The organism is Mucilaginibacter sp. (genome assembly GCF_965277465.1).
GTDB lineage: Bacteria > Bacteroidota > Bacteroidia > Sphingobacteriales > Sphingobacteriaceae > Mucilaginibacter.
In genome coordinates this window covers 1,473,662-1,495,459 of the sequence record NZ_CBDICW010000002.1, presented here as the reverse complement: position 1 = coordinate 1,495,459, position 21,798 = coordinate 1,473,662, and the positions used below count along the sequence as shown (strand labels likewise).

Annotated in this window: 15 protein-coding genes; 14 read left to right on the top strand and 1 reads right to left on the bottom strand. The window is 38.5% G+C overall.

The features are described 5' to 3' along the window. Positions 1-4: 4 nt before the first annotated feature. From ACQY4U_RS18980 to ACQY4U_RS18925, 12 genes are all read left to right on the top strand, one after another. Entirely contained in the window at positions 5-4,024 is a 4,020-nt protein-coding gene (locus ACQY4U_RS18980; RefSeq protein WP_428331033.1) for a non-ribosomal peptide synthetase, read from the top strand. Positions 4,025-4,046: 22 nt separating this feature from the next. After that, a complete protein-coding gene (locus tag ACQY4U_RS18975) occupies positions 4,047-4,811 on the top strand; it encodes a 4'-phosphopantetheinyl transferase family protein (protein ID WP_428331032.1) in 765 nt (254 codons plus the stop codon). A 276-nt stretch (positions 4,812-5,087) separates the two neighbouring features. Continuing rightward, a complete protein-coding gene (locus tag ACQY4U_RS18970) occupies positions 5,088-5,477 on the top strand; it encodes a response regulator (RefSeq protein WP_428331031.1) in 390 nt (129 codons plus the stop codon). Then, positions 5,455-6,543, top strand: coding sequence for a sugar transferase (locus ACQY4U_RS18965; RefSeq protein ID WP_428331030.1), 1,089 nt, complete (start codon positions 5,455-5,457; stop codon positions 6,541-6,543). Before ACQY4U_RS18970 ends, ACQY4U_RS18965 begins: the two co-directional genes overlap by 23 nt. A 4-nt stretch (positions 6,544-6,547) precedes the next feature. Next, positions 6,548-7,228, top strand: coding sequence for a TolC family protein (locus ACQY4U_RS18960; protein WP_428331029.1), 681 nt, complete (start codon positions 6,548-6,550; stop codon positions 7,226-7,228). A 3-nt stretch (positions 7,229-7,231) separates the two neighbouring features. Continuing rightward, complete coding sequence (locus tag ACQY4U_RS18955) at positions 7,232-9,394, top strand: exopolysaccharide transport family protein (protein ID WP_428331028.1); 2,163 nt, start codon at positions 7,232-7,234, stop codon at positions 9,392-9,394. A gap of 203 nt (positions 9,395-9,597) precedes the next feature. Beyond that, complete coding sequence (locus tag ACQY4U_RS18950; protein WP_428331027.1) at positions 9,598-11,088, top strand: O-antigen ligase family protein; 1,491 nt, start codon at positions 9,598-9,600, stop codon at positions 11,086-11,088. Between the two features lie 26 nt (positions 11,089-11,114). After that, positions 11,115-11,729, top strand: a complete 615-nt coding sequence (locus ACQY4U_RS18945; RefSeq protein ID WP_428331026.1) for an acyltransferase — start codon at positions 11,115-11,117, stop codon at positions 11,727-11,729. Beyond that, complete coding sequence (locus ACQY4U_RS18940) at positions 11,729-13,078, top strand: lipopolysaccharide biosynthesis protein (protein ID WP_428331025.1); 1,350 nt, start codon at positions 11,729-11,731, stop codon at positions 13,076-13,078. Before ACQY4U_RS18945 ends, ACQY4U_RS18940 begins: the two co-directional genes overlap by 1 nt. 55 nt (positions 13,079-13,133) lie before the next feature. Then, positions 13,134-14,342 (top strand): glycosyltransferase family protein, encoded by a 1,209-nt coding sequence (locus tag ACQY4U_RS18935; RefSeq protein WP_428331024.1) that lies wholly within the window; start codon positions 13,134-13,136, stop codon positions 14,340-14,342. 74 nt (positions 14,343-14,416) lie between these two features. Beyond that, positions 14,417-15,604, top strand: coding sequence for a glycosyltransferase (locus ACQY4U_RS18930; protein WP_428331023.1), 1,188 nt, complete (start codon positions 14,417-14,419; stop codon positions 15,602-15,604). Between the two features lie 102 nt (positions 15,605-15,706). Continuing rightward, complete coding sequence (locus tag ACQY4U_RS18925; protein WP_428331022.1) at positions 15,707-18,361, top strand: non-ribosomal peptide synthetase; 2,655 nt, start codon at positions 15,707-15,709, stop codon at positions 18,359-18,361. A gap of 25 nt (positions 18,362-18,386) precedes the next feature. On the opposite strand, the gene ACQY4U_RS18920 is transcribed toward ACQY4U_RS18925, so the two are convergent. Continuing rightward, complete coding sequence (locus ACQY4U_RS18920; RefSeq protein ID WP_428331021.1) at positions 18,387-19,541, bottom strand: acyltransferase family protein; 1,155 nt, start codon at positions 19,539-19,541, stop codon at positions 18,387-18,389. A 159-nt stretch (positions 19,542-19,700) separates the two neighbouring features. Between ACQY4U_RS18920 and ACQY4U_RS18915 the strand changes: the two genes are divergently transcribed. Next, on the top strand, positions 19,701-20,618 hold the full coding sequence (locus ACQY4U_RS18915) for a glycosyltransferase family 2 protein (RefSeq protein WP_428331020.1): 918 nt from the start codon (positions 19,701-19,703) through the stop codon (positions 20,616-20,618). Continuing rightward, positions 20,615-21,790, top strand: a complete 1,176-nt coding sequence (locus ACQY4U_RS18910; protein ID WP_428331019.1) for a glycosyltransferase family 2 protein — start codon at positions 20,615-20,617, stop codon at positions 21,788-21,790. Before ACQY4U_RS18915 ends, ACQY4U_RS18910 begins: the two co-directional genes overlap by 4 nt. Positions 21,791-21,798: the final 8 nt, after the last annotated feature.

Below are 21,798 nucleotides of genomic sequence, written 5' to 3'. Positions count from 1 at the left end.
CAATATGTCAGCTACCACACCTGTTGAATTTGATCCGTTTGCAGGGCCTGAAATAACATTGATAGCGCCTGCAACAGAATCGCAGGTGGAGATATGGACTTCATGCCTTATTGGCGGTACTTCTGCAAACTGTTCATATAATGAATGTGCTTCATTACTTTTAACTGGTATTTTCAATGCATCGGCAATGATCCGTGCCTTGCAGGATATGGCTAACATGCACGAGGCCCTGCGAACAACATTTAGCGCAGATGGTACCAGTATATGTGTTTATAAAGAATTATTGCTTGATATTGATTTTCAGAACCTGTCGTCAAAATCAGATGATGAACAGCAAACCTTTATAAATGCTTATAACAAGCAGCTTGTACTTACCCCTTTTGATTTAATTAATGGGCCGCTTTTTAAAACTTCACTGTTTAAACTCGGCGAGCACGAGCATCTGCTAACATTTGTAGCCCATCATATTGTTTGCGATGGTTGGTCTATCGGCATTATGATGCAGGATTTGAGCAAGCTTTACTCCGCCTATGCAAAAAACGAACCTATCCGCTTGCCTAATGCCGCACGTTTTAGTGATTATGCGCTGGAGCAACGGATATTAACAGAAAGTGAATCATACAAAGAAACAGAGCGATACTGGGTTGAGCAATTTAAAGGCAGCAATCATTTATTAAATATCCCTACCGATTTTCCACGCCCATCAGTACGCACCTATAAAAGCCACCGCGATGATTTTGTTTTAAATGCAGCCCTGGCAAATGAGGTAAAAAAACTTGGCCGCAGCACGGGTAGTAGCTTTGTAACCACTTTGCTTGCCGCTTTTGAAGTATTTTTAAAACAATTAACCGGGCAGGAAGAAATTATATTGGGCCTTCCCTCTGCCGGGCAATCGGCAACTGATAATTATCATTTAGTTGGCCATTGTGTAAACCTTTTAGCATTAAGAAGTTATCCTAAAGGAGACCTGTCTTTTAAAGAATATTTAAAGCAAAGGCGTACCCAGGTACTTGATGCTTACGATCATCAGCTGTATACTTTTGGCAGCTTATTAAAAAAATTAAGTATTCCGCGTGATCCATCACGGGTACCATTGGTGCCGGTAATGTTTAACATTGATATGGGGCTTGATGATGATGTGGCATTTTACGAGCTGCAGCATAAATTGATCAGCAACCCGCGCGAGTACGAAAACTTTGAAATATTTCTGAACATTGCCGGGCAGGAAGCAGCGCCTACTTTAGAGTGGTCGTACAATACGCAGCTCTTCAAATCAGCTACCATTAAAAAAATGATGGATGGCTTTGAATTTTTACTTGGCCAGCTGGTGAGTAATCCTGATGTACTCATCGGGAATATTCCATCGGCAAATGCCGGTGAGTTATCACTCGAGTTAGACAAGTGGAATAACACCGAATGCGATTACCCCAAACAAATACCATTACACCAGTTAATAAGTGAGCGTGCTATTGAAATTCCCGGTAAAACGGCAATAACCTTTGGCGATAAAAAGATCACTTATAAAGAATTAAATGAGCGTGCCAATCAACTGGCTTATATCCTGATTAAAAATGAGGTTAAAAAAGGCGATAAGGTTGCCTTCTCGCTCGACAGGTCGGCCGAAATGGTTATTGCCTTATTGGCTATAATGAAATCAGGTGCGGTTTATATCCCGCTCGATCCGCAGTTCCCGCTCAACCGCATCAACTACATGCTCGAAGATTCAAAGGCAGTAGTTTTATTAACCTCAAAAAAATACAAAAACAGGTATCAATCCAACGCAAAGGAGTTATTGATTGAAGATGAATTAACATCAGAACAAGATTACCCTACAACCGATCCGGAAGTAAATATTACCGGCGATGACTTGGTTTATATTCTATATACATCCGGCTCAACAGGCATGCCTAAAGGCGTGCAAATAGCACATCATAACCTGGTAAATTTTCTGTACAGCATGCAGAAACAGCCGGGAATGCAGACGGTTGATAAGCTATTAGCCGTAACCACTATAAGTTTTGATATTGCCGGGCTGGAGCTTTTTTTACCACTGCTAACAGGTGCTGAAGTTATTATTGCTGATACCGCAACCTCAAAAGATGGGCGTGCATTGCTTGAGCTCATCAAAAAAAAGCAGGTTACAATAATGCAGGCTACCCCATATACCTGGCGAATAATGCTCGAGGCCGGCTGGGATAAAGCCACACCATTAAAAGTTATTTGCGGTGGCGAGGCCTTACCTATTGAACTTGCCGGCCGTTTGCTTAGCCGTGCAGCATCCTTATGGAATGTATATGGCCCCACCGAAACAACTATATGGTCGACAGTTAAACAAGTAACCGCCGAAGACAAAACAATTTCGATAGGCAGGCCTATTGATAATACCTCCGTTTATATTTTAGACAGCTTTTTAAAGCCATTGGCGCCAGGTATTGCCGGCGAGATTTACATTGGCGGCGAAGGCGTGGCAAAAGGCTATTTAAACCGCCCTGAATTAACAGCCGAAAAATTTGTGAGCGATCCTTTTTCAAAAAACAAGGACAGCAAAATGTACAACACCGGCGATTTGGGCCGTTTTATGCCTAATGGCGAAATTGAATGTCTTGGCCGCGCTGATGCACAGGTAAAAATACGCGGCTACCGTATTGAAACTGGCGAAATTGAATACCAATTAGTTAACGGAACTAATATAAAAGAGGCTGTAGTTATTGCCCGGCCTGATAATTTAGGCATTGATAAACTGGTGGCATTTGTAGTTGTTGATTACGCTGATGATAGCATGAGCGAAGCCAACCAGGTACAAAAGTGGAAGGAAAAGCTCAGAGATTCGGTACCTGATTATATGGTACCCGATAATTTTATACTTATACCTGCAATGCCGTTAACTCCTAACGGTAAAATAGATAAAAAGGCCTTAGCTAAACATGGCATATCATCATCAGAAGCCGGTAATGGTTATTTAGCGCCACGTACCGATATTGAAAAATTAGTTGCCGATATATGGATCGAATACCTCGGAGTTAAAAAAGTTGGTGTACACGATAACTTTTTTGAGTTGGGCGGCCACTCCCTGATTGCCGTTCAGGTAATGACCCGTATTGAAAAAGAAACAGGAAAACGTTTGCCTTTAGCTGCCTTATTTGAAACATCAACAGTTGAAAAATTAGCACAACTACTTGAGATGGGCGCAAAATCAATAACCTGGGACTCACTTGTTCCGATAAAACCAAAAGGGAGTAAAATGCCCTTGTACATGGTTCATGGCGCAGGTTTAAATGTATTATTGTTTAATACATTAGCAATGAACATGTCGGCAGAGCAGCCTGTTTATGGCCTGCAGGCAAAAGGACTTAACGGTACAGATGAGCCGCTGAGCAAGATAGAAGATATTGCAGCGCATTATATTTCGGCCATAATGCAGCAAAACCCTACGGGGCCTTATGCCCTGGCCGGTTACTCGTTTGGGGGTATCATTGCCTTTGAAATGGCCCGGCAATTAGAAGAGATGGGTAAGCAGGTAAAAATGCTGGCCATGTTTGATACCTATGCCTACCGCTCACCACATTTTGACCCAAGCTTAACTAAGTTAATAAAAAGGGGAAGGTTTTTTCTCCGGAAAGTGTTTTATGCCCTATCGTTCCAAAATGGTGTGAAGAGCACTATAACAGATAAAAGCACCTCATTAAAACGCAGGGCCATCAGGACCTACTGGAAATTAAGATACGGTAAAGATCAAAATCAAACAGGCTTTTTTGGCTATTCAAATAAAATTGATGAAATGAATAACCATGCTGAAAGAAATTACCAATTAAAGCCCCAAAATATTGCCGTAGAGGTTTTCAGGGCCGAGCGCCGTACTTTTTATATGGATGATTTTGAAAATCTTGGCTGGAAACCGTATGCGCTGAAAGGCGTTCACATCCATAGCATACCTGGAGAACACAATACCATTTTTAAAGCACCCAATGATAAAATATTTGCCGATGTACTTCAAAAATGTTTAGATGAAGCGGTAAACAAGTAACTTGTGCAGCATATAAACAGGTATGGGGCTTATAAAAATCACAAATCAATATTTACCCGGTGTTAGCTGGGTAAATGCAAATGAGTGCGGGTTTAAAGTAAATGATACTACGGATGTTTGGCGGATCAATATCAGCTTAAACATTGCATTACTTGATTATTTCACAACTGTTTTAAATGAAAATGAATTGGTTAAGGCTAACCGCTATTTTCAAACTAAAGATAAAAACAGATTTATTGTAAGCCGCGGTGCACTGCGGATATTGCTGGGACAATATTTAAATTACAGCCCTTCAGCCATCATTTTTGGAATCGGGGTAAATAAAAAACCCTATATTAAAACGCCGGAAGACGTAAACCTACATTACAATATTTCACACTCGGGCGATTGGATATTAATTGCGATTGCAGCATCAGCAATTGGTGCAGATGTGGAGTTTGTAAACCCATCTTTTAATTTTAATGATATTCTTGAGGATAACTTCAGCGCGGCGGAGATCAGCTATATTAAGCAGACCTCATCGGTTGAGCGTTTTTTTATGACCTGGACCCGGAAAGAAGCCTTAACCAAAGCAACCGAAAAAGGACTGGATCAGGACCTGAAACTTATACCTGGTTTGGATGGTGAAAATTATATTGACAGCATAATTGCAGCATCAGCAAACAATTGGTTAATAAATAGCTTTCCAGTGAGTGATACATATGTGGCAAGTATTGCAAACAACTTATCAGCAAAAAAATTAATGTTTTGGAATGCTGATTTTAATTATCTCAGGAATATTTCTTAAACTTTAGTTGGTTAATTGCATTTGTGCAACCTCAAATAGGAGCGCTATATTGTTCATTATGTTTGAGTTAAAAATTCTTAAATAAATGTTTATTATTATTATCAATTAGGTATTTTTATAGAATTAAACTTTAAAAAGTAAACTATTAACTACTAAAACCTCAACTAATCACTTTATCACTAAACAAACTCTTGGTTTAAATTAGTTGTTATTAAAACTTTTCTCACTCAAAATACGTAATCAGGTGAAATTTACTATACAAGATCAGGTTGCCATATGAAAAAAAGGATACTCATTGTTGATGACGACTTAAGTATTTTAAAGCTCCTAAATTTCATTCTTTCAAAAGATTACGATGTAGTTGTAAGAAATAATGGAATCGATGCTTTTTCATGGCTTGAAGACGGCAATATTCCTGAGCTGATTATTTCCGATCTGCAAATGCCTTATTTTGACGGGCAATCATTTATAAAAAACGTTAAGATCAGCGGCCTTTTCCGTGATATTCCTATCATCATGTTATCTGCTGCGCATGATCTGGACGAACAAGTTAGTAAAATGCCATTCCAGGTAGATGCTTATATGCCGAAGCCATTTAACCCAACATCTTTAAAATCAGCAATTACTAAAGTATTAAGTATTTATGACGCATCCCATAGCAACTGAATGGAATGAAAATGCAGCTTCACATACCAGGATAGCGTATGCCGGAGTTGAATTAAAAGATTTGGTAGCAACTGAACTTAACCCCTATTTTCAGATTTTTTATAATGAATCATTGCCTAAACTTGAAGAGTACCTGGGCAATCAGTCTATTTTAACCTTACCTGAAATAATTTTATTAGAAGTTGACGAAAACGGCGAATGCTTTAAGCTGATTGAACGGTTGAAAGGTAATTTCCTTTTTAACGGGCTGATCATCGTGTTAATTTCATTATCAAACGATAAATCATTAAAACTAAGTGCCATGCAGCTAAAGGTGCATGACTTTTATATTTATCCTTTTTCGATGTCAGATCTGCGCGAAAGGTTAAACTTTTTGGTAAAGTTTAAACTGATCAAGCCAAAGCTGATTGAAATATCAAAAGAGGTTGATATCAAATATTCAATGCCTGTTGGTAAGCGGTTAATTGACCTGGTTATTTCAGGCGGTATGATCCTTGCGCTTTCGCCTATTATGCTTGCTGTTGTTATCGCCATTAAATTAGGCTCAAAAGGGCCGATTATTTATAAAAGTAAACGCGTTGGTACAGGCTATAAAGTATTTGATTTTTACAAATTCAGGTCGATGCGTACTGATGCCGATAAATTATTGGTAGAGTTATCAACACAAAATCAGTATGCAAATGAGGATGGAGGCACAAAAGCCGCATTTGTTAAAATTAAAGACGATCCGCGTGTAACTAAACTCGGCAAATTTTTACGAAATTCGAGCCTCGACGAGCTTCCTCAATTATTCAACATTTTATTGGGGGATATGTCGTTAGTTGGTAACAGGCCATTGCCGGTTTATGAAGCAGAAATGCTTACTTCAAACGAGTGGTCGATGCGTTTTTTAGGCCCTGCGGGGTTAACAGGATTATGGCAAATTACCAAACGTGGTAAAGCAGATATGTCTGAACGTGAAAGAAAAAAATTAGATAACTTTTACGCTCAAAATTATTCCTTTTGGCTTGACTTAAAGATCCTGATCAGAACCGTACCAGCAGTATTTCAGAAAGAAAAAGTGTAAACAAATGAATAATAGAATAAAAGTTATTTGCCTAACATTATTTATCCTTATTTCAGCCAGTAACATTTACGCACAGGAAACGATGTTTAAAGATCTTTCCTATGATTACCTGGAGAAATTAATAGCTACCGCTAAAAAGAACTACCCCGAAGTAAAAGTAAAACAAGCGCAGGCCAATATTGCACGCAGTACCTTTCATCAGTCAAACTTTGGTTGGCTGGAAGCTTTCAGTGCATCCTACATCTACAGTCCTAAAAGTGCAATTAATTTAAATGCACCAACCGTGTTTAACGGCGTACAATTAGTAGCATCAGTAAGTTTAGGTTCCTTATTTGAAAGGCCATACACCATTCACAATGCCCGCGAAGCCTCAAAAATTGCAGAACTGCAGCAGGATGAATACTTACTAACCTTAGAAGCACAGATAAAACGTTTTTACTTTGCTTATCTTGAAGCACAAACCGATTTACGAAGCAGGGTAAACGCCGTACAAGATGCCACAACTGCCGTAAAACAACTTAAATATTCTTTTCAAAAAGGTGAGATACCGTTTCAAACATATAACGAAGCATTAAGCAACCTTTACAGTCAAAATTCGTTCAGGATACAGGGTGAGCTTGCTGTTTTTACAGCTAAAACCAACCTTGAAGAACTTTTGGGTGCAAAGCTGGAAAGTATTAAATAAATAATGGAAGTATCGTCTTTTTTTTCACTCTTAGGTAAATATAAATTCGTAATTATTATTGTTGTTTTAGCAGCAGTAGTTTCATCGTACTTCCTTGTCAAAAATTTACCAGACGAATATGTTTCGCGCACGCAAATTGCCACAGGCATTGTTGATGCTTCAAGGCACCTGCTGGATAAAGAGAACACCCCTAATGCCCAATCAGACCAGATAAGCAGGGAGTTTAGTAATTTGATGGAGATTATTAAGCTTAAAAAATTAATTGACCAGGTTTCGTATCAGCTCATTATCCATGACCTTAGCAGCTCCACTCCTTTCAGAAAGCTGAATCATCAGTTTAAAGATTTAAGCGCGGGCGCAGTAAATCATGCGCTTACTGTGTTTAGAAGCAAGCTTCAAAACGGCGAACCATTGTCGCTTTATAATGCTGACGAAAGCGGATTAAATCAGCTACTTATTTCAATGGGTTATGATGAACGGTCGTTAAGAAAAGAACTGGATATTAACAGGGAAGAAGAAAGCGATTTTATCTCTGTAATGTACACTTCCGAAAATCCGCAGCTTTCAGCTTTTGTTGTAAATACACTTTGTAAAGAGTTTATTGATTACTACACGGTTAACATTAAAAGAAGCGAATCAAATGCTGTAAATTTTTTATCAAACCTTTTAGACCAAAAACGTACAGCCCTTAACGCTAAAAAGGAAGAACTACAGCAGTACAAAATAAAAAACGGTATCCTGAATTTAGATGAGCAGTCAAAATCTATATTTTCTCAAATATTGGTTTACACGGATAAAAAATTGCAGGCCGAAAAAGACATTGCCTCTTACGAAGGTGCACTTAAAGATATTAACGGAAGGTTTGACCCTAAAGACAGGCAATATGTTGAATCGGCCATAAGCAAGCTCAATCAATCAATTACCAGTACGGAGGATCAATTGCGTACCATGAACAGCGATTATGTGCATAGCGGCTTTAATCCAAAAATGAAGCCCGCTTTAGATTCATTGCAAAAACAGCTGTCAAATGAAATTAATAACAGCTCAGATGCTTATATCCTGGATCCGCGCGTAGCAAAAAGTAACCTTGTAATCAAAAAACAGGAGCTGGAAATAAACCGTGACCTTGCCAAATACAGCGTACAATCTATCGACAGCGAATTAAAATTACTTAACACCAAATTTGCCAGTTTGGTACCCTTTGATGCAACAGTTAAAACTTATGAATTTGATATAGATATATTAAGCAAGGAATACCTTGATGTATTAAACAAATACAATGCAACCAACCTGCAATCAAATTTTTCAATAAAACTGATGCAGGTTGAACCGGCCACACCGGATATTGCCCAGCCTACCAAAAAAATGCTATTAATTGCATTAAGCGGTATTGCCAGCTTTTTTGCTTGTATTGTGGTATTATTTATCCTGTTTTATTTGGATGATACCATTAAATCGCCTAATGACCTGGTTAGCAGAACGCAACTACCATTGCTTGGTTCACTAAACCAGATAAGCGGCCCAAAACCCGAACTTAAAAAATTATGGGATGTTGAAAACAGGAACAAGATGCAGCAATACAAAGAGCTGCTGCGATCTGTAAGGTTTGAGATTGACCAGGAACTTAAAGGTGATAAAATATTAGCTGTAACCAGCATGCTTGAGGGGGAGGGTAAAACACTTACCGTTATGAGCCTTGCTTATGCTTACGCTGCTATAAACAAAAGGGTATTACTGATTGACGGTAATTTTAATAACCCACGGATAAGCAATGTTTTTGAGCCTGTTTTATTTGTGGAGGATTATTTCAGAAACAGTACCTATATTGAAAGGGACAGCTCAAAGATCAGCATTTTAGGTAACCGGGGTAATGACATTACGCTGCTGGAGATTAACGATGAAAAGCACATTCAAAACGAGTTTAATGAATTAAAATCGCGTTTTGATATTATACTAATTGATTTGCCAGCTATTGATGCCTTGAACAAATCAAAAGAGTGGTTATTGTTTTCGAACAAAGCTATAGCCGTTTTTGAAGCCAACAGAAAGATTTCCAAGTCGCAAAAACAGTATGTTGATTATTTAAAAAGCCTTAATGGCAAATTTGCCGGCTGGGTGTTAAACAGGGCGGTGATCCCTGCATCATCAAAAAGAAAAAACAATTAGTTTTTGAGTTAGCCTGCATCTGGTAGTTGAGATATATTTAAAATAATGAGAGTTGAGCCTGTTCGTAAAGCAGATGATCCGATAGATGAGTTAGATACGTTACAAAAACGCTGTTACTATACTGCGCTTACTGTTTCCTTCATCAGTATTTTTGTTTGGGTTTTTAAAATTCTATTTTTTTAAGCTAATTACCATCCCGATAGATGCCAAATGACACAACCGGAAATAATGCAAGCAGAGGATCTTTTTGGAGTAATTTAATTCTCCATAAGTATTCAAAGCTTATTGTATTATTTGTTTTGCTCATTACATCATTAACCATTAGTTTTTTGATAGCAAGCCAGGGTGCTGTAATGGGCATTCTGATCATTATTGCTTTAATTGGCCTGCCTGCTGTTTATGCCATTGTTGCCTATCCTAAATTTGGCATCATTGTTTTTATAATTGCCGCCTTCCTGGTCAATCATGCTTCCCGTATCCTTCCTGATAATACCCCTATTGGTATTGTTATGGATTTACTAACATACCTGTTAATTTTAGGGTTTTTTATCAAACAGCGTACAGAGAACCGCTGGGACTATTTTAAAGACCCTATCAGCTATTTTATATTAGCGTGGCTGGCCTATAACCTGCTTGAGGTTATAAACCCCTCAGCATCATCAGTATTAGCATGGGTTTATACCGTACGTACCGTTGCATTTTTAATGCTGATGTATTTTGTGTTTGTATTCCATATCCGCTCAAAGGATTTTATAAAAACATTGATAAAAGTATGGCTCATTTTAGAAGTGATAGCCGCCATATCAGCATTTCAGCAGGAAAACTTTGGCTTTTTTGATTTTGAAAAAAAATGGCTCAACGCCGAGCCTTTACGTGTAAGCCTGTTATTCATCAGCGGGCATATGCGTAAATTCGGGATCTTCTCTGATCCTGTGGTATTTGCCTATAACATGATAGCAGCATCCATATTATGCCTCACGCTGTTATTCAGAAATTTCAAAACCTATAAAAAGGTTATCCTGGTGGGTATGATCATCTTTTTTTTAACGGTGATGATGTATTCGGGCACACGCGCGTCATTCGTGCTATTACCCGCGGCATTGGTTATGCTGGCTATATTAAAATTTAACAAACAAATACTATTTGCAGTTATAGTAGCGGCAGTTTTTTTAGGCATACTGATCAAAATACCAACCTCAAACCCAAGCCTGGTAAGGTTTCAAACTGCCTTTGCCCCATCAAAAGATGCATCGTTTAATGTACGGGCTGAAAATCAGAAACGCATACAGCCTTATATATTAACCCACCCGCTTGGCGGTGGTTTAGGCTCTGTGGGTATATGGGGGCAGCGTTTTGCACCTAACTCCTACCTGGCTAAATTCCCGCCCGATAGCGGTTACGTACGCGTAGCTGTTGAAATGGGTTGGATAGGCCTGTTACTTTTTTGCACATTTAACTTTATTATACTAAAAAAAGGCATTTACTATTATTACCTGATTAAAGATCCGGAGCTTAAAATATATTGCCTGGCAATGATATTAATTATCTTCGCGCTCGATTTTGGTAACTATCCTCAACAAGCATTCGTACAATACCCCACCAATATTTTATTTTATTTGGCAATGGCTATATTGAATGTTACGATGCGGTTAGACCTTCAGCAAAGAGGATTACAACCTACAATAGCAGCATAAATTTAATACTGAAAAAACAAAACCTGATGTCGTTATTATCTGCTATTAAATCTAACCCCAAATTAAAAAAATTTGTACATTGGCTCCTGATACCCCGCGGCCAGGCCAGGCCCAGATTATGGGTTAGGTTACTTGTTAACCCATTTATTCACAAAAAAGGCAAAGGAACCATTATAAGATTTAATACAAGGATGGACTTGTTCCCCTTTAAAAATTTCAGCATAGGCTCAAAAAGCATTATTGAAGATTTTGCTACCATTAACAATGGCGTTGGCGATGTTTCGATAGGTAATAACGCAGGGATAGGTTTAAGCAACGTAATAATTGGCCCGGTTAAAATTGGCAATTATGTAATGCTGGCCCAAAATATAGTAATATCAGGCCTTAACCATGGGTATGAAGATATTAACTTACCGCCAAGGGTACAGAAAGTAGTTACCAAACAAATTACCATTGAAGATAATGTTTGGATTGGTGCTAACTGTGTGGTTACTGCAGGCGTTACCATAGGTAAACATTCGGTAATTGGCGCAGGGAGTGTGGTAACAAAAAATATTGCCCCCTACTCGGTTGCAGTTGGTAACCCGGCCCGCGTGATTAAAAAATATAATTTTGAAACCAGTAGCTGGGAAAAAGTATAATGTCTGTATTTAAAAAATTAATAAATAAACATACTCTTTCTTTAGCCAGTAATGCTGTAATGCCTGTGGTTGGCATGGTTACAGTTTCGTTACTTGCGCGTAACCAATCTGAACGTGATTTTGGCGACTGGATATTATTTTTGATCACCTTTACCTTAGCCAATTTATTCAGGAGTGGCTTTTTACAAACCTCGCTGGTTAAATTTTATTCGGGTGCCAGTGCAGAAAGATCATCAACCGTAGCCGGATCAACCTGGTACCTGGGCTTTGCACTTACAGCTGCGCTTGGCCTTTTCAGCATAGTATTTAATTATTTTTATGATGGAAACTTTGAGGCCGAGATCACATTAAAATGGTTTGCCATTATATTTTTCAGCACGCTGCCATCAAGTGTTGCCCTTTGGATATTACAAGCCGAGGAACGGTTTGACCGCGTTTTTATCCTGCAGTTAATTGGCCAGGGTTCATTTTTATTATCTATAATAATTTTGATCCTTCTTAACAAAACCACCTTTCAAAATACTATTTACGCCTACTTTACCGCTGCTACAATAACAAGTGCGTTTGCTATTATAAGTGGCTGGGCAAGGCTTGCATCAATAAGCAAAAAAACCTGGGAATGTGTAAAGGAACTGGCTAATTTTGGAAAGTACAGTGTTGGCACATCCATCAGCTCCTACCTGCTTCGCAGCTCTGATACTTTCATTATTAAATTTATGTTTGTTGATCCGGCCATTGTTGGGATCTACTACCTGCCACAGCGATTGATGGAAGTGATTGAGATACCGCTGCGCAGCTTTATTTCAACAGCCCTGCCATCTATGTCGGCAGCAGTAAAACACGACGATAAAGGCCATATAACCTACATCTTGACAAAGTATGCCGGTATACTAACAATTTTACTGATCCCGGTATCGCTGGTATCATTTATCTGTGCCGATCTGGTGATCGATATATTAGGCGGTCATAAATTTTTGGCAACCAATGCATCTAACGTGTTCCGTATTTTTATGTGTTTTGCAATCCTGTTACCTGTCGACCGCTTTTTTGGGATAACACTTGATATTTTGAACAAGCCGCATATAAATATGATAAAGGTTATTATAATGCTGGTTGTAAACGTAGCGGGCGACTTTATAGGCATTTATATTTTCCATAACCTTTATGGGGTTGCCTTATCATCTATATTTACGTTTTTAGCAGGTGTAATTTATGGTTACTGGGTACTAAGGAAACACTTAAATTTTACCATGCTTGGGATATTAAAAGTGGGCTTTATTGAAACCAAAGCACTTGCAATCTCATTCCTGAAAAAATATAAAGAACGAAATACTGAAACAATTAATTAACAATGGCGAAAGCTATTATGCTTTTTGATAAATAAATACCCCCTGATTTTTTTTCATGAGCCTTACCAATCAAAACATCATTATATTTTCTCAAATGCAATTTGACGGCAAACTGGAGTCGACAAATTACACAATGGCCAAGCACCTGGCCAAGGATAACTTTGTTTACTATGTAGACAGGCCTTTTACCTGGCGGGATTATATCAAATTTAAAAATACCCCTGGCTTTAAAACCAGAAAACCTCATTTCTTTTCTCCATCAAACAGTATAATTGATACAGAGATACCAAATTTAAAGATCATCATCACTCCTCCTGTACCATCCATCAACATGCTGCCTGAGGGTAAAATATACCGGATAGCTTTAAAGTTTAACGAATGGATTGTAGGTAAACGGTTAAAAACGATCATTAAAAACTTAAAAATTGAGGATTATATTTATATAAACTCCTACAACTTCTCATACCCTACCCTGCACAAATTACTTAAGCCCACATTAACGGCTTATCACTGTGTCGACCCTATTATCGAGCCTTACCAAACTAAACATGGTTTAATATCTGAGGATGTATTGGTAAAAGGTGTGGATATAGTTATCAGCACCAGTATGGAGCTGCGCAATCAAAAAGCGCTGCTAAACAAAAATTCCTACTTTATACCTAACGCGGCCAACATAAGCCATAGCTTAAAAACGCTTAACCCTGATTTACCGGTTGCCGATATTTTATCAGACATAAAAAAACCAATTGTAGGCTATTTTGGAGCAATTGAGCGCAGGATAGATTATGATATGGTAAGAGAACTTTTAAGTACCAACCCTGATAAAAACTTTGTATTTGTTGGGCCTATTGATACCTATTATATTAGTGAGGAAGACTATAAAGCACCTAACCTTTATATTAAAGGCGCAGTGCCGTACGAGATGATGCCATCAGTATTAAAGGGATTTGACGTTGCAATTATCCCTTTTAAAAAGGATGAGGTGAGCAGTCATATTTTCCCGCTAAAGCTTTTTGAATATTTAGGATCAGGCAGACCCGTGGTTTCAACAGATTTTAATCCTGATTTAGAAGATTTTACAGAAGGCACCGTACCGTTTTGTAAAACAGCCAAAGAGTTTTCGGCAGCTATTGAAGTTTGTTTAAAGGATACTGAAGCTTTACAACAAAAAAGGCTTGCCGTAGCTGCAGATAATACCTGGGAACACCGGATTGTTGAAATAAAAGAACTTTTACAATTAAACTTTGATAAAAAACACCATTGAGTAATGCTGAAAGGTAAAAATTTTAAATAAAATCCAACCGTTAAAGCAATAAATTACGTATAATAAAGCAAGGTATGGAAATCATAAAAATTATAGCATCAATTATTACAAGTGTACTTTTTATTTACCTGGGCTTTTACAGCCTTTACCTTTTTGTATTTTCTGTAGCTGGGAAATTATTCCCCGTTAAAGTTCCCGCACAAAGCAGCACTTTAGCCAAATTTGTTATTTATATATGCTCCTATAAAGAAGATGATATCATACTCAATTCAGCCGCAAGTGCTATTACAATTGATTATCCGCGCGATCTGTTTCATATCTGCGTAATTGCTGATTCGCTAAAGCCCGAAACGATAGTTAAGCTTAAGCAAATGCCAATACAGGTTTTGGAAGTAGTATTTGAAAGCAGCACCAAATCAAAAGCCTTACATAAAGCCATTGAAAACACAGCCGAAGGTTTTGATGCCGCTATAGTTTTTGATATTGACAACGTTGCAGCGCCCGATTTTTTATACCACATAAACAATTACCTGCAAGCTGGCGAAAAGGTGATACAAGGGCATAGGGTAGCCAAAAACACCAATACTTCGGTAGCCATATTAGATGCTATAAGCGAAGAAGTTAACAACCACATTTTCCGTAAATCGCAAAGGGTGTTTAATCTTTCAGCCGCTATTATTGGTTCCGGTATGGCTTTGGAGTACCGGTTATTTACCGATGTTATGTCAAAAATTGATGCCGTTGGCGGTTTTGATAAAGAAATGGGCCTGCTGCTTACCCGCAGTAAAATAGGTGTTGCTTATGCCGAGAATGCTTTAATTTATGATGAAAAAGTAAGTAATCCAGAAGTATTTAAAAAACAAAGGCGCAGGTGGCTATCGGCCCAGTTTAACCTGCTTAAAAACTATGGAGCCAGCGGCTTTACCGCACTTTTTAAAGAGGGTAATTTTGATTACCTGAATGAAATTTACCAGCTATCAATTTTACCAAGGATATTGATGCTTGGTTTAATGCCATGCATGCTGCTTGTTGCATTAGTAACCCCTGGTATTGGGCCGGACTGGCATTTATGGTTAGCAGCAACTGCCGGTTGTTATATTGGCATTATTATAGCTATACCAGCATCTTTTTATAATAAAGATTTTTTAGGCGCCCTGGTAAGGATCCCGATGATATTTTTTACAATGCTTTTGTTATTATTTAAATTAAAAGGCGCCAATAAAAAGTTTATACACACACCGCATACGCATAGTGCAGAATAAAAGCCTATTTGTAGTTTTTTTGTTACCAACAAAATAAAATTATACATTTAAGCTGATGAGATAGAAATTGAAAAAAAGATCAATTAAGAAAGAATTATTAACATGAGTACTCCTGTACAGCTCGACGATAAAAATAACTGGAACGATACTTTTGTTGAGTATCCTAAGGAAAAAGCACTACCCTATTTTTTAAATGAATGTGCCAAACTTCACGCCGATAAAATTGCAATCAAATTTCAGGGGCAGCAGCTTACTTACAAAAACCTGTACGAAAGTTCAAACAAGCTTGCTAAAATATTAATTGATAATCACATAAAAACTGGTGATGTAATTGGCTTAGCGGTTGATCGCTCTCCAAAAATGATCATATCCTTATTGGCCATTTTAAAAGCTGGTGCTACTTACATTCCGCTCGACCCTGAATATCCTAAAGACAGGATTGAGTTTATGCTGGAGGATTCATCAGCAAAAATCCTCATCACCTCAAAAAAATATCAGAACCATTTTACTTCATCGGCTACCGAAATATTGATTGAAGATGCCTGGGCTAAATTTGATGATTATAGTGCGGAAGAACCTGATGTAAAAATTGAAGGTACCGACCTGGCTTACGTTCTTTATACCTCTGGCTCAACAGGCAAACCAAAAGGTGTACAGATAAGGCACTATAACCTGGTTAACTTTTTGCTGAGCATGCAAAAAGAGCCGGGGATGACGGCTGATGATAACATACTGATTGTTACCACCATATCTTTTGATATTGCGGGACTTGAAATTTATCTGCCATTAATTACCGGCTCACAAATTATACTGACCGACTCTGACACCGCAAAAGATGGCCGTCTGCTGCTTGATATAGTACGAAGCGAAAAAATAACCTTTATGCAGGCTACGCCATACACCTGGCGGATGATGCTGGAGTCTGACTGGAACGAGAAGCTGCCCCTTAAAATACTTTGCGGTGGTGAAGCCATGCCGAAGGACCTGGTGAACAAGCTAATTGGCCGCATCAGTGAGCTTTGGAACATGTACGGGCCTACTGAAACTACTATCTGGTCTACCATAAAATTAATTACCAATGACGAGGAAATCACCATTGGTAAACCTATTGCCAACACGCAGGTTTATATACTTGATGAGCAATTAAATAACCTGACCGATGGCAATATTGGCGAAATATTTATTGCAGGTGACGGCGTAGCAAAAGGCTATCTGAACCGTGATGATTTAACTGCAGAACGTTTTCTTGACGATCCGTTTGCTGGAAAACCCGGAGAAAAAATGTACCGTACCGGCGACTTGGGTAAGTATCGCACAAACGGAGATATTCAATGTTTGGGCCGTATAGACCACCAGGTGAAAGTTAGGGGCTACCGGATTGAGCTTGAAGAAATAGAACATGCCCTTGTTAAACAAGAGGATGTAAAAGAAGCCGTTGTAATTGCAAGAGAAGATACCCCAGGAGATCCACGCTTGGTAGGCTATGTTGTTTTAACTGCTGAAGCAGAAGGCAAAGAGCTGAAAGAGCAGATCAATACCTGGCAACAGGCGCTATTGGCTGTATTGCCTGAATACATGGTTCCGGATGATTTTGTGCTGATGACCGCTATTCCTATTACTCCTAATGGAAAAATAGACCGGAAAGCACTTCCAAAACCCGATTATAATACCATTGCCCGCCAGGGTGAATATGTTGCCCCGCGTACTGAGCTTGAAAAACAGGTTGCGGAAATATGGCAGGAATTAATGGGGCTGGAAAAGATCAGTATTTTTGATAACTTTTTTGAGCTGGGTGGCCGCTCATTAGTAGCCGTGCAGATTATGGCACGGATAGAAAAACAAACCGGTAAGCGTCTTCCGCTTGCCACGTTGTTTGAGCATTCAACCATCGAAAAACTATCTTTAAGGTTAAACATTGATTCCACCTCTATCACCTGGGAATCCTTAGTTCCAATAAAACCTAAAGGTTCAAAAATGCCATTATACATTGTACATGGCGCCGGCTTAAATGTATTGCTATTTAACGCCCTTGCCATGAACATGGACGAAGAGCAGCCGGTTTATGGTTTACAGGCACGCGGACTGAACGGAATTGATGAGCCATTAGATGTAATGGAAGAAATTGCAGCCAATTACATTGCCGAAATTGTTGCGCAAAACCCTACCGGGCCTTATGCTTTAGCCGGATATTCGCTTGGTGGTACCATAGCTTACGAAATGGCCCGCCAAATGATGGAGATGGGCAAGGAAGTAAAAATGCTTGCCGTTTTTGATACCTATGCCAAACAGACTGATATTTATGATCCGCTGCTTAAAAGGACATTCAACAGGATCTGGCTATTTATCATGAAATTCTTTTACAGCTTTGTTTTATTTGCCGAAGACCCAAAACGTACTTATGAGTATAAAACCTTGGTTATAAAGCGCCGGATTATAAGAACCTACTGGAAATTAAGAGGCAAGGATCAAAAACAAAAAGGCTTTTTTGCTTATGATAATGAAATTGACGAAGCAAGTGCAAAAGCCAAACGCAATTACTTCCAAAAACCAATTAATATAGTAGTCGACCTTTTTAAGGCTAAGAAAAAAACATTTTACATGGCCGATTTCGATTACCTGGGATGGCGCGAATTTGCCTTAAAAGGTGTTAACGTACATGATATACCGGGCGAGCACAATACCATATTTGCCCCACCTAATGATGAGCAATTTGCCGTTGTTTTACAGCAATGTTTGGATCGGGTAGCAAAAAATTGATCCCCAATAAAAAAGCAAAAAGCAATCAGATCTGATTGCTTTTTACTTTTTGGAAGCGTTTTTTGATCTCTAAAAAATAACGCTCGTAACCGTAATAAGATAAAGAGGCAAGCCCCGTAAGCGAAAGAAGCGTTGCAGCATAAATTACTATATTCTGCACCAGGAAAGATTGCCCTTTCATATATGTCCCAACCAAGTAAAGCACCAAAAACAATGGGAACTTGTGGAGCAGATAAATTCCGTATGAGATTTTCCCGATGAACTGAAAACCTTTATGGCTTAATGAATAAATGCTGGTTTTTGCTTCGCAAAGGTTCATTATTAAAAATGCGGCCAGTATAGAGATCACCACATCTCCCTGTGGTATCGGGTAAGTAACATACAGTATGGCAAATATCCAAAAGGCTAAAATCAATATCACCTGCGCATACTTATTAAATAGCAGGTTGAAAACACGTTGGAACTTAAAGCTAAATATGTTGTTTTTAGTGTTGAAATATAAAATGGCTACAATAGCGCCTATCATCATATTATCGTACCGGGCATAATAAAAAAACTGGGTGAGCGCCGTTTCATGGTGATCATTCCGGGTAAAGTACCTGATGAGGTAGCTTGCCACAAAAAATAGCACAATGAATAATAGCAATGCATAAAGCAGATTTTGTAATTTTTTTATTCTGAAAAAATGCGGGTGAAAAATATAAAACTGCTCTTCAATACCTATCGACCATATTGGGTCAAATATCAACGGTAAAAGATTTAAGCAAAAGGCTATATTAGGCACAAAAAATATAGAAAGCCACAAAGCACCGGAAGAATCAGAACCCGGGTAGACAAAAAAACCAAAAAGGATGACTAAAAAGTAAAGCGGCCAGATCCTTAAAATACGGCGGATATAAAAATCCTTAAAGTTTACCTGCATAAAGGTTTCTTTTTCCTCCAGCAGCAAATAGGTAATTAAAAATCCGCTTAGCGAAAAAAAGACAGTCACCCCTATTTTACCAAAATCAAAAAGCCGGAATTGGCTGAACCTGCTCTGGATAAGATTAAAATCCTTTTTATGGAACTCAATATGTGCCACCACTACCATTAATGCAGCAATTGCTCTTACACCATTTAAATTAGGGAAAAATACCTTATCTCGTTTTTTACTGCCTGGGGTTACAACAGTATCATTCATTGTTTTACTTCAAATTTATTTATTAAAGATAACTAAAAGTATAGAATTCAATATTACCTTAAAATTTATGGGCATTTGCCTCGTAAGCGTAATAATACGTTCAAAAATTATTTAACATTGTAATGGTTAATAACGTATAAAATGCCGTTATCCCTAACAATGAAAAAAGTTTCTATCATTACCGTAAATTTCAATCAGCCGCAGGTTACTGAAGAACTCCTACGGTCTATTCCCGGCACTTATACCAATATTGAAATTATTGTAGTTGATAACGGCAGTAAAACAGATCATACTGTTGAATGGGAAACCCGTTACCCCGAAGTTAAATTTATCAGGTCTGAACAAAACCTGGGTTTTGCCGGGGGCAATAATGTGGGTATTAATGCTGCAAGCGGCGATTATCTTTTTTTAGTTAATAACGATACCGAATTTACTGCCGGACTGGTAGAAAAATTAGTTGCGGTGCTTGATTCAAAACCCGGAGTAGGGATGATCTCGCCGAAGATCAATTACTTTGTTGATAAAGGATTAATTCAGTATGCTGGTTATACTCATATGAATTATTATACCTGCCGCAACAGCTGTATAGGTTTAAAAGAACGGGATAACGGCCAATACGATCACATCACCGCTCCTACTGCTTATTGCCATGGTGCTGCTATGATGATTCGTCGCGAAGCAATAGAAAAGGCCGGGCTAATGAGCGAAAATTTCTTTTTGTATTACGAGGAAGTTGATTGGTGCGAACATATCATAAGGGCTGGTTACCAGGCATGGGTATGTACCGATGCATTGATCTATCATAAAGAGTCTGTTTCGGTAGGCAAAAAAAGCCCATTGAAGGAATACTTTATGAACCGCAACCGGATCTTATTTACCCGCCGCAACGCACCGCTTTTTAATAAATTGGTTTTTTACCCCTACTTTATTTTATTGGTTGTACCACGAAACCTGCTGAGTTATATAAAAGAAAAGAACTATAATTTTATCCCCATGCTTTTAAAAGCAGTTTGGTGGAACCTGAGCCATAGCAAAAACAGTAAAAACTTAGGATACCCTATTAATTCAATTAAATGAAAATTATTTTTTGGCTGAGCCTTTTTATTGTTTTTTATACGTTTGCCGGTTATGGCATATTCCTTTATTTTTTGATCAAAATAAAAAGGGTGTTTAAGGGCAAACATGTAGTTCAGGATGTTGCAGATGAACTTTTGCCAACCTGTACCCTGGTAATAGCCGCCTACAATGAAGAATCATTTATTGAAGAAAAAATTGCCAACAGCCTAAAACTGAATTACCCGGCAGGGAAATTAAAGCTGGTTTTTATAACCGATGGCTCGTCAGACAGAACTCCTGAAATTATCGCCCGTTATCCGCAGGTACAATTACTGCACCGGGCAGCACGGGCTGGTAAAATAGCTGCCGTGCATCGCGCTATGGAGTATGTTCATACCGAAGTTGTAGTATTTACCGATGCCAATACTTTTTTAAATCCAGAAGCCATAACCCGAATTTGCAGGCATTATGCCGATGCTACGGTTGGCGCCGTTGCGGGAGAAAAACGTGTACAGATTGATGAAAATGCCGATGCCAGCGCCGCCGGCGAGGGTTTTTACTGGAAATATGAATCGGCATTAAAAAAATGGGATTCGGAATTGTATTCGGTAGTAGGTGCCGCCGGCGAATTATTTAGTGTAAGACGATCGCTATACCAGGATGTGCCTGCAGATACTGTTTTAGATGATTTTATGATCTCGATGCTGATAGCTGCCAAAGGTTATCGTATAGTTTATGAGCCTGATTCCTATGCCCTTGAAACAGCATCAGAAAATGTATCAGAAGAGCTGAAAAGAAAGATCAGGATTGCAGCGGGTGGTATCCAATCAATATTAAGATTAAAAAACCTGTTAAATCCCTTTAAATTTCCTGTACTGGCGTTTCAATATATAAGTCACCGGGTATTGCGGTGGACGCTTACCCCCTTCCTGCTGATACTTGTATTTATCCTGAACGCCGTTTTGGCCTTTCAACCCGGGGCAACCACTTACCTCGTCGTTTTTATAGCCCAGGTTTTCTTTTACCTGCTTGCCCTGCTTGGCCTTATCATGGAGAAAAGACAGATACGTATTAAAATACTTTTTATCCCCTACTATTTTTGTGTGATGAACTATGCAGTGCTAATGGGTATTATCAGGTATTTTACTAAAAAACAAAGTGCCATTTGGGAAAAAGCACAGCGCAAACAATAAGGCTTATT

Bases quoted from the DNA above. Each gene is read 5' to 3' on its own strand.
- ACQY4U_RS18980 (WP_428331033.1), top strand. From the start codon at position 5: ATGTCAGCTACCACACCTGTTGAATTTGATCCGTTTGCAGGGCCTGAA.
- ACQY4U_RS18975 (WP_428331032.1), top strand. From the start codon at position 4,047: ATGGGGCTTATAAAAATCACAAATCAATATTTACCCGGTGTTAGCTGG.
- ACQY4U_RS18970 (WP_428331031.1), top strand. From the start codon at position 5,088: ATGAAAAAAAGGATACTCATTGTTGATGACGACTTAAGTATTTTAAAG.
- ACQY4U_RS18965 (WP_428331030.1), top strand. From the start codon at position 5,455: ATGACGCATCCCATAGCAACTGAATGGAATGAAAATGCAGCTTCACAT.
- ACQY4U_RS18960 (WP_428331029.1), top strand. From the start codon at position 6,548: ATGAATAATAGAATAAAAGTTATTTGCCTAACATTATTTATCCTTATT.
- ACQY4U_RS18955 (WP_428331028.1), top strand. From the start codon at position 7,232: ATGGAAGTATCGTCTTTTTTTTCACTCTTAGGTAAATATAAATTCGTA.
- ACQY4U_RS18950 (WP_428331027.1), top strand. From the start codon at position 9,598: ATGCCAAATGACACAACCGGAAATAATGCAAGCAGAGGATCTTTTTGG.
- ACQY4U_RS18945 (WP_428331026.1), top strand. From the start codon at position 11,115: ATGTCGTTATTATCTGCTATTAAATCTAACCCCAAATTAAAAAAATTT.
- ACQY4U_RS18940 (WP_428331025.1), top strand. From the start codon at position 11,729: ATGTCTGTATTTAAAAAATTAATAAATAAACATACTCTTTCTTTAGCC.
- ACQY4U_RS18935 (WP_428331024.1), top strand. From the start codon at position 13,134: ATGAGCCTTACCAATCAAAACATCATTATATTTTCTCAAATGCAATTT.
- ACQY4U_RS18930 (WP_428331023.1), top strand. From the start codon at position 14,417: ATGGAAATCATAAAAATTATAGCATCAATTATTACAAGTGTACTTTTT.
- ACQY4U_RS18925 (WP_428331022.1), top strand. From the start codon at position 15,707: ATGAGTACTCCTGTACAGCTCGACGATAAAAATAACTGGAACGATACT.
- ACQY4U_RS18920 (WP_428331021.1), bottom strand. From the start codon at position 19,541: ATGAATGATACTGTTGTAACCCCAGGCAGTAAAAAACGAGATAAGGTA.
- ACQY4U_RS18915 (WP_428331020.1), top strand. From the start codon at position 19,701: ATGAAAAAAGTTTCTATCATTACCGTAAATTTCAATCAGCCGCAGGTT.
- ACQY4U_RS18910 (WP_428331019.1), top strand. From the start codon at position 20,615: ATGAAAATTATTTTTTGGCTGAGCCTTTTTATTGTTTTTTATACGTTT.